7 protein-coding genes are annotated in these 8,168 nt (G+C 59.5%); 5 read left to right on the top strand and 2 right to left on the bottom strand.

The features are described 5' to 3' along the window. The 5 genes from ACK4TM_RS16065 to ACK4TM_RS16045 form a co-directional block, all read left to right on the top strand. Positions 1-528 (top strand): GNAT family N-acetyltransferase (locus ACK4TM_RS16065; RefSeq protein WP_409703125.1); only part of this gene is annotated, 528 nt, incomplete at its 5' end. A 71-nt stretch (positions 529-599) separates the two neighbouring features. Then, the gene (locus ACK4TM_RS16060) at positions 600-1,019 is read left to right on the top strand and encodes a Fur family transcriptional regulator (protein ID WP_409703122.1); all 420 of its coding nucleotides are present in this window, start codon (positions 600-602) and stop codon (positions 1,017-1,019) included. A gap of 3 nt (positions 1,020-1,022) precedes the next feature. Further along, on the top strand, positions 1,023-1,913 hold the full coding sequence (locus ACK4TM_RS16055) for a DMT family transporter (RefSeq protein WP_409703119.1): 891 nt from the start codon (positions 1,023-1,025) through the stop codon (positions 1,911-1,913). Between the two features lie 42 nt (positions 1,914-1,955). Then, positions 1,956-3,230: a phosphopyruvate hydratase gene (eno, locus tag ACK4TM_RS16050; protein WP_409703116.1), complete on the top strand. Its 1,275-nt coding sequence runs from the start codon at positions 1,956-1,958 to the stop codon at positions 3,228-3,230. A 33-nt stretch (positions 3,231-3,263) separates the two neighbouring features. Continuing rightward, positions 3,264-3,686: a cupin domain-containing protein gene (locus ACK4TM_RS16045; protein ID WP_409703113.1), complete on the top strand. Its 423-nt coding sequence runs from the start codon at positions 3,264-3,266 to the stop codon at positions 3,684-3,686. Between the two features lie 34 nt (positions 3,687-3,720). On the opposite strand, the gene ACK4TM_RS16040 is transcribed toward ACK4TM_RS16045, so the two are convergent. Both ACK4TM_RS16040 and ACK4TM_RS16035 read right to left on the bottom strand, forming a co-directional pair. Continuing rightward, a complete protein-coding gene (locus ACK4TM_RS16040) occupies positions 3,721-3,933 on the bottom strand; it encodes a DUF3892 domain-containing protein (RefSeq protein ID WP_409703110.1) in 213 nt (70 codons plus the stop codon). 216 nt (positions 3,934-4,149) lie between these two features. Next, positions 4,150-7,761 carry a vitamin B12-dependent ribonucleotide reductase gene (locus ACK4TM_RS16035; protein ID WP_409703107.1) on the bottom strand — a complete coding sequence of 1,204 codons (3,612 nt, stop codon included), beginning with the start codon at positions 7,759-7,761 and terminating at the stop codon, positions 4,150-4,152. Between the last annotated feature and the right edge of the window lie 407 nt (positions 7,762-8,168).

Below are 8,168 nucleotides of genomic sequence, written 5' to 3'. Positions count from 1 at the left end.
TATATCGCCGAGATGCGGCTGGATGATGCGGCCCTCGCCCGCGCGCATCCCAAATGGCGCGCCAGTTGGCGCAAGGCGCAGGCGCGCGATTGCACGATCCGCAGCGCCCCCTGGGACAATGAAAACCACCGCTGGCTGTTGCAGGCCGATCTGGCACAGCAGCGCCGTGCGGGGTTCTGCGCCCTGCCCCATGCGTTGATCCCTGCCTTTGCGGCGACGGGGCGCAATGCGGCGGTGGTCTATACCGCGCATCTGGACAATATCCTGATCGCCGCGATGCTGTTTTTGCGCCATGCGCCGGTGGTGACCTATCACCTTGGCTGGACATCCGATCTGGGGCGCGATTGCGGCGCGCATCACCGGATGCTGATCCATGCCGCGCAGGATTTTCACGCACAAGGCTGCGGCAGGCTGGATCTGGGCACGATCGACACCCATCATGCGCCGGGGCTGGCGCGGTTCAAGATCGGCAGTGGCGCGCAGATCCGGCAATTGGGCGGCACCTGGATCAGGCTTCCCGGTCTGTGACGCATGCGATCAAGACTGGCCACCCGTGCCAAGGCCCGTTAAGAAAAACCAAAGACAAGACCGGGGCCATGATGACCGACACGATCCTTTCCCGCTGCGAAGCACATGGCCTGCGTCTGACAGACCAGCGCCGCGTCATTGCAGGCGTGCTGGAAGACGCGAGCGATCATCCCGATGTCGAGGAGCTTTATAACCGCGCCTCGGCCGTGGACCCGCGGATATCGCTGGCCACGGTTTACCGCACCGTCAAATTGTTCGAGGAATCGGGCATCCTTGAAAAACACGAATTCGGCGATGGCCGCGCCCGGTACGAGGCTGCAGACCGCGACCACCACGATCATCTGATCGACATGCATACCGGCGAGGTGATCGAATTCGTCGATCCCGAGATCGAAGAATTGCAGGAACGCATCGCCGCCAAGCTGGGCTATCGGCTGATGGGGCACCGGCTGGAACTTTACGGTCTGCCGCTGAAGAAAAAGGACCACTGAACCTTGGATAACCTGCGCGGCGCCGCCTTTATGGTTCTGGCGATGTTCTGTTTCACGCTGCTGGATTCGGCGATCAAGGCCCTGTCGCAGGTTTTGCCGGTCGGGCAGGCCGTGGCGCTGATCAGCACCGGTATTCTGCTGTTGATGATGGGCTGGTGCGTGGTCCGTGGCACGCCGCTGTGGCAACCGGAATTTCTGAACAAATGGGTATTGCTGCGCAGCCTGTCCGAAGTCACCGGCACGGTGCTGATCGCCACGGCCCTGTCGCTGATCCCGCTGACCACCGCATCGGCGGTCATTCAGGCCACACCTTTGGTCGTCGCCATGGGCGCGGGTCTGTTTCTGGGGCAAAGCATCGGCTGGCGGCGCTGGCTGGCCATTGCCATCGGATTTGCCGGTGTTCTGCTGATCGTGCGCCCCGGTCTGGACGGGTTCAACCCCGCCACCCTGCTGGCCGTGGCGGGCATGCTGGCGCTGGCCAGTCGCGATCTGCTGACACGCGGGATCAACGTGAATATGTCGGGCGTGCAACTGGGCATGCATGCCATCGCCTTTGTCGTGCCGGGCAGTATCGCGCTCATGATCTTTCAGGGCCAGCCGATGGTGCCATTGACCGCCGCAGACTGGCTGCTGGTGCTGGGCGGCGCAGTCATCGGGGTGGCGTCCTATATGTCGATCATCACCGCCACGCGGACCGGCAATGCGGGGGTGATTTCATCATTCCGTTACAGCCGTATGATCTTTGCGCTGCTGATCGGTTTCGTGGTGTTCGGTGAACGCCCCGATGCCGCGACATTGCTGGGGGCCACGATCATCATCACCTCGGGCATTTTCACCCTCTGGCGCGAGGCCCGGTTGCGCCGCGCTTCCCTTGCGGCAGCTGCCGCGTTATAGAACCCATGATACCGCTAACATAGCGCCTAAAAGGAGCCTTCCATGAGCACGATCATCGATATCCACGCCCGCGAAGTCCTCGACAGCCGGGGCAACCCCACGGTCGAGGTTGATGTGATCTTAGAGGACGGCACAATGGGCCGCGCCGCCGTGCCATCGGGGGCATCCACCGGCGCACACGAGGCGGTGGAACGCCGCGACGGTGACAAATCACGCTATCTGGGCAAGGGCGTGCTGGACGCCGTCGCCGCCGTGAATGGCGAAATCGCCGAAGCGATCCTGGGTTTTGACGCGACCGAACAGGTCGGCATCGACATGACGATGATCGAACTGGACGGCACGCCGAACAAATCCCGCCTGGGCGCGAATGCGATTCTGGGCGTGTCGATGGCCGTGGCGAAAGCTGCCGCCGATTTCACCGGCCAACCCTTGTTCCGCTATATCGGCGGCACCTCTGCCCGCACCCTGCCCGTGCCGATGATGAATATCATCAACGGTGGCGAACATGCCGATAACCCGATCGACATTCAGGAATTCATGATCATGCCCGTCGCCGCCGCGAATATCCGCGAAGCGGTGCGGATGGGTTCCGAAGTCTTTCACACGCTGAAAAAGGAACTGTCTGCCGCCGGGATGAGCACCAGCATCGGCGATGAAGGCGGCTTTGCCCCCGCCATCGGATCGACCCGCGAAGCGCTGGATTTCATCATGAAGGCGATTGAAAAGGCGGGTTATAAGCCGGGCGAAGACATCTACCTCGCCCTCGATTGCGCCGCGACTGAATATTACAAGGGCGGCAAATATGAGATGGCGGGCGAAGGTGCATCCCTGTCCAGCCAGCAGAATGCCGAATATCTGGCGAAACTGGTCGCCGATTACCCGATCATCAGCATCGAAGACGGCATGTCCGAAGATGATTGGGACGGCTGGAAAATGCTGACCGATATGATCGGCGATAAGGTGCAACTGGTCGGTGATGATCTGTTCGTGACCAACCCCGCCCGTCTGGCCGATGGCATCAAACGCGGTTGCGCGAATTCCATGCTGGTCAAGGTCAACCAGATCGGCACGCTGACCGAAACCCTGCAGGCCGTCGATATGGCGCATCGCGCGCGCTATACCAATGTGATGTCGCATCGGTCGGGCGAGACCGAGGATGTCACGATTGCCGATCTGGCGGTGGCCACGAATTGCGGCCAGATCAAGACAGGCTCGCTGTCGCGCTCGGACCGGCTGGCGAAATACAACCAGCTCATCCGGATCGAGGAAATGCTGGGCGAAACGGCGACTTATGCCGGGCGCAGCATTCTGCGGTAAGGCGCGTTGAAACGCGCCCTACGAGGTGACGTCATGACCGCGGACGACATCATCGCCCACCTGCAACTGGCCCCCCATCCCGAAGGGGGCCATTACCGCCAGACATGGGTAGCGGATAACGCCGGTCGCCCCGTCGGGACCTGTATCTATTTTCTGCTGAAAGCCGGTGAGGCGAGCCATTGGCACCGTGTCGATGCGGTGGAAATCTGGCATTTCTACGCCGGTGCACCGCTGATCCTGAAGGTGGCGGCGGATGATGCGGGGCCTGCGGTCGATCATCTGCTTGGCCCCGATCTGGCGGCGGGGCAGTTTCCGCAAGCCATCGTGCCGGAACAGCATTGGCAGGCGGCGCGCACCACGGGTGACTGGACGCTGGTGGGCTGCACCGTATCGCCGGGGTTTGAATTTTCTGGGTTCACGCTGGCGGAACCAGGGTTTGATATTCCAAAGGCGTAAGGGCGGCACCTGTTCGGCCCCGCCCTTAGCAAGTTTATCCAAGGTTATTTTTCTTCGACCCGTCTGGGTTTGAAGCGACAAACTTCGTGCCGTTTGGATGAGTCCTGGTATGATAACCGACGTGTTTCCCGGCTTCGACCTGCGGTATTAACTTAGACCGCGGCGTGCTTCCTTGTCCCGGAACATTGAAACCAACGTTCAGTCCCGTCTTTGTTTCACGGGTGACCGTGATCTTTTTACTTGCCATTTTCAGGCTCCTTAAGTTTTCCACAGGCAGCGAGCATATCTTGGTGGCAAACCTGTGCATAACTCAGTGCGTCATTGATCAAGCAGTTCGACCGTGCTTTCACCATGTCACCTCGACTCGAAAGAGTCGAAATGCTTTGTCACTCGCCCGCACTGATCAAGCGAGTAACGAGCTGAGACCCAGAGCTGATATCTCTGGGTCTCAACCCTCAATCTCTTAGCTACACCCACTCGTCCCGCCGCAGGTATTGCATTTCATGCAGGTCCCGTTGCGCACCAGCGTGTAATTGCCGCATTCGCCGCAGGGATCGCCTTCGTAGCCCTGCATCTTGGCCTTGTCGCGTGCTGACAGGGCGCTGACCGTTTGTGTCGCCACCGCTGTCAGCGTGGCCGTGCCGGTGACCAGGGGCGCAGGTGCCGTGCTGCCTTGCCATGCCATCAGATCCTGCGGCATCCGCTTGCGCAGATAACCGGTAGAGGAAATCTGCTTCAGCACCTCAAGCGACCGCGATGCGGCGTTTTCGCTGGGTGTGCGGACGTTGGACACGCCTTCCGCCTCGCCCCGGCCGATATCGTCGAAAGACGCGCCTTCGGGTTTCACATGCGCCAGATCGGTACGGTCCAGATAGCTGACCGCCAGTTCGCGGAAGATGTAATCCAGAATGGACGTCGCATTCTTGATGCTGTCATTGCCCTGCACCATGCCTGCCGGTTCAAATTTGGTGAAGGTGAAGGCATCGACGAATTCCTCCAACGGCACACCATATTGCAGGCCGACCGACACCGCGATGGCGAAATTGTTCATCATCGCGCGGAAACCGGCCCCTTCCTTATGCATGTCGATGAAAATTTCGCCCAACTGCCCGTCTTCATATTCGCCGGTGCGCAGGTAAACCTTATGCCCGCCGACGATGGCCTTCTGGGTATAGCCCTTGCGCCGCTGCGGCATCTTTTCGCGCTCGCGGTTGCGGATTTCCTGAATGATGATCTTTTCGACGATCTTTTCCGCCAGCACGGCGGCTTTTTCGTGGTGGTTGCCGCTTTCCAGCACATCACGCGCATCATCGTCATCCTCGACCAGCGCAGAGGCCAGAGGTTGCGACAATTTCGATCCGTCACGGTAAAGCGCATTCGCCTTTACACCCAGCGACCACGACAATTCATAGGCTTTCTGGCAATCCGTGATCGTGGCGTCATTGGGCATGTTGATCGTCTTGGAAATCGCGCCCGAGATGAAGGACTGCGCCGCTGCCATCATGTAGATATGGCTGTCAACGCTTAGATAACGTTTGCCTTTCTTGCCGCAGGGGTTGGCGCAGTCGAAGACGGAATAATGTTCTTCCTTCAGGAAGGGCGCGCCTTCCAGCGTCATGGTGCCGCAAACGTGGTCATTCGCGGCCTCGATATCCTGCTTGGTATAGCCAAGGTGGCGCAGCAGATCGAAGGTCGGGTCGTTCAGTTTCGCCTCTGGGATGCCCAGCGTCTTGGTGCAGAAATCCTGCCCCAGCGTCCATTGGTTGAACACGAAACGGATATCGAAGGCAGAGCGCAGCGCGCCTTCGACCTTGTCCAGTTCTGCTTGGCCGAAACCATGCCCGATCAGCGATGTGTGGTTGATCGCGGGCGCCTGCCCCATCGATCCGTGACCGACCGCATAGGCGATGATTTCCTCGATCTGCGCGGACCCATAGCCCAGTTTTTCCAATGCGGCCGGCACCGATTGGTTGATGATCTTGAAATAGCCGCCACCGGCGAGTTTCTTGAATTTCACCAGCGCAAAATCAGGTTCGATGCCCGTGGTGTCGCAATCCATTACCAGACCGATCGTGCCGGTCGGTGCGATGACCGAGACCTGCGCATTGCGATAGCCATGCGCCTCGCCCAGGCGCAATGCCTCGTCCCAAGCGGCCACGGCCAGTGCGACCAGACGGTCGTCGGGGCAATTGGCATGGTCCAGCGGGACAGGTTTCACATCCAGCGCCTCATAGCCGGTGGATTTGCCAAGGGCGGCGTTGCGGTGGTTGCGGATCACGCGCAGCATATGCTTTTCATTCTTGGCATAACCGGGGAACGCGCCCAATTCGCCCGCCATTTCGGCGGATGTCGCATAGGATACGCCGGTCATGATCGCGGTCAGCGCGGCCCCCATGGCGCGGCCTTCGTCGCTGTCGTACCCAAAACCCATGTTCATCAGCAGACCGCCGATGTTCGCATAACCCAGACCCAAGGTGCGGAAATCATAGGACCGCTGGGCGATTTCCTTGGACGGGAACTGCGCCATCATCACCGAAATTTCCAGCGTCACGGTCCACAGGCGGGTGGCGTGCATGTAATCTTCGACCTGAAACTGCCCATCAGTGTAAAATGTCAGCAGGTTCATGGACGCGAGGTTACAGGCGGTATCATCCAGGAACATATATTCCGAACAAGGATTCGATCCGCGGATCGCCCCATCCTCTGGGCAGGTGTGCCAGGCGTTGACGGTGTCGTGGTACTGGATGCCCGGATCGGCGCAGGCCCAGGCGGCGTGTCCCACCTGTTCCCACAGATCGCGGGCCTTGATGATTTTCGCGACTTCGCCGTTCTTGCGGTTGATCAGTTTCCAATCGGCATCATTTTCAACAGCCTTCAGAAAGGCATCGGTGACGCGGATCGAGTTGTTGGAATTCTGGCCGGAAACGGATGAATAGGCTTCGGAATCCCAATCGGTGTCATAGGTCGGAAATTCGATGCTGGTGTGGCCCTGCTTGGCATAGTCCAGCACGCGTTTGATATAGGTCTCGGGAATGGCCGAACGTTTCGCGTCCTTGACCGCAGCGGCCAAAGTTTCGTTGGTCTTGGGGTCATAGGCGGCGGTTTCTTCGCCATCCCACGCCTTGATCGCGGCAAAGATCGCGTTCAGGTAACGTTCGTGCATCTTGGACCCGGCGACGATAGAGGCGACTTTCTGCTCCTCGATCACCTTCCAGTTGATGAATTCCTCGATATCGGGGTGGTCGGCATCGACGATGACCATTTTCGCCGCGCGCCGTGTGGTGCCGCCGGATTTGATCGCGCCCGCAGCCCGGTCACCGATTTTCAGGAACCCCATCAGGCCCGATGATTTGCCACCGCCAGACAGCTTTTCGCCTTCGCCGCGCAAGGACGAAAAGTTGGTGCCGGTGCCGGAGCCGTATTTGAACAGCCGCGCTTCACGCACCCACAGGTCCATGATCCCGCCTTCGTTCACCAGATCATCGGCAACGGATTGGATGAAACAGGCATGCGGCTGGGGGTGTTCATAGCTGGATGTGGATTTCGTCAGCTCACCTGTCTGGTAATCCACATAATAATGCCCCTGCGCCGGGCCATCGATGCCATAGGCCCAGTGCAGACCGGTGTTGAACCATTGCGGGCTGTTCGGCGCCGCGCGCTGGGTGGCGAGCATATAGCGCATTTCGTCGAAATAGGCGCGCGCGTCTTCTTCAGTGGTGAAATAGCCGCCTTTCCAGCCCCAATAGGTCCAGGCACCGGCCAGACGGTCGAACACTTGTTTGGCGCTGGTTTCACCGCCGAATGTCGCGTCCTTGGCGGGCACGGATTTCCACAGGAATTCCGGTACGCCCTTTTCCTTGACCTTTTTCACCGCGGACGGCACGCCCGCCTTGCGGAAGTACTTCTGCGCGATCACGTCGGATGCGACCTGGCTCCAACCGGCGGGGATTTCGCAATCGTCGAGCTTGAAAACGATAGTGCCATCGGGGTTGCGGATTTCCGATGTGGTGGTCTTGAAATCCAGTGCTGCGTAAGCGTCGGCCCCTGCGCTGGTGAAATTCCGTTCGATTTTCATGTCTCTGCCCCTTTTCGGTGACCGTCGTTGCGGTCCACATCGGTTAGGCACCGCAGGCGCGGCGCAAAATAGTTCGGCGATTGCAGCAAGGTGGTCCTGACGCCCAAAGCATGAATGCCCGGTCATCGACCCTTCGTCGGCTTAGCGCCTGCCTGTTGAATCGTACCCCATGCCGACGCAATATCTGGTGTCATTGTGGCGGCTTGCATAAGGTGCCGCAACTAGCCCTAGTGGGTCAACGGATATTTCACACCAAATACAGATTAATTCTGTTGACGATCTGCCACCCAGATGGGCGCGCCACGCGGCGGTGATTCATCCACCGAACTGTCCACAGAACAGGCGCTGGAGGGGTGGCGCAGAAACCCTTTGCACGTGCCGGTTTAGCGGGCCAAATGCGCAGACAA

The sequence above is a fragment of the Yoonia sp. genome (assembly GCF_046292185.1).
Classification (GTDB): domain Bacteria; phylum Pseudomonadota; class Alphaproteobacteria; order Rhodobacterales; family Rhodobacteraceae; genus Yoonia.
Note: the sequence above shows the minus strand (reverse complement) of the source record. Positions and strands in the feature narration are given on the sequence as shown.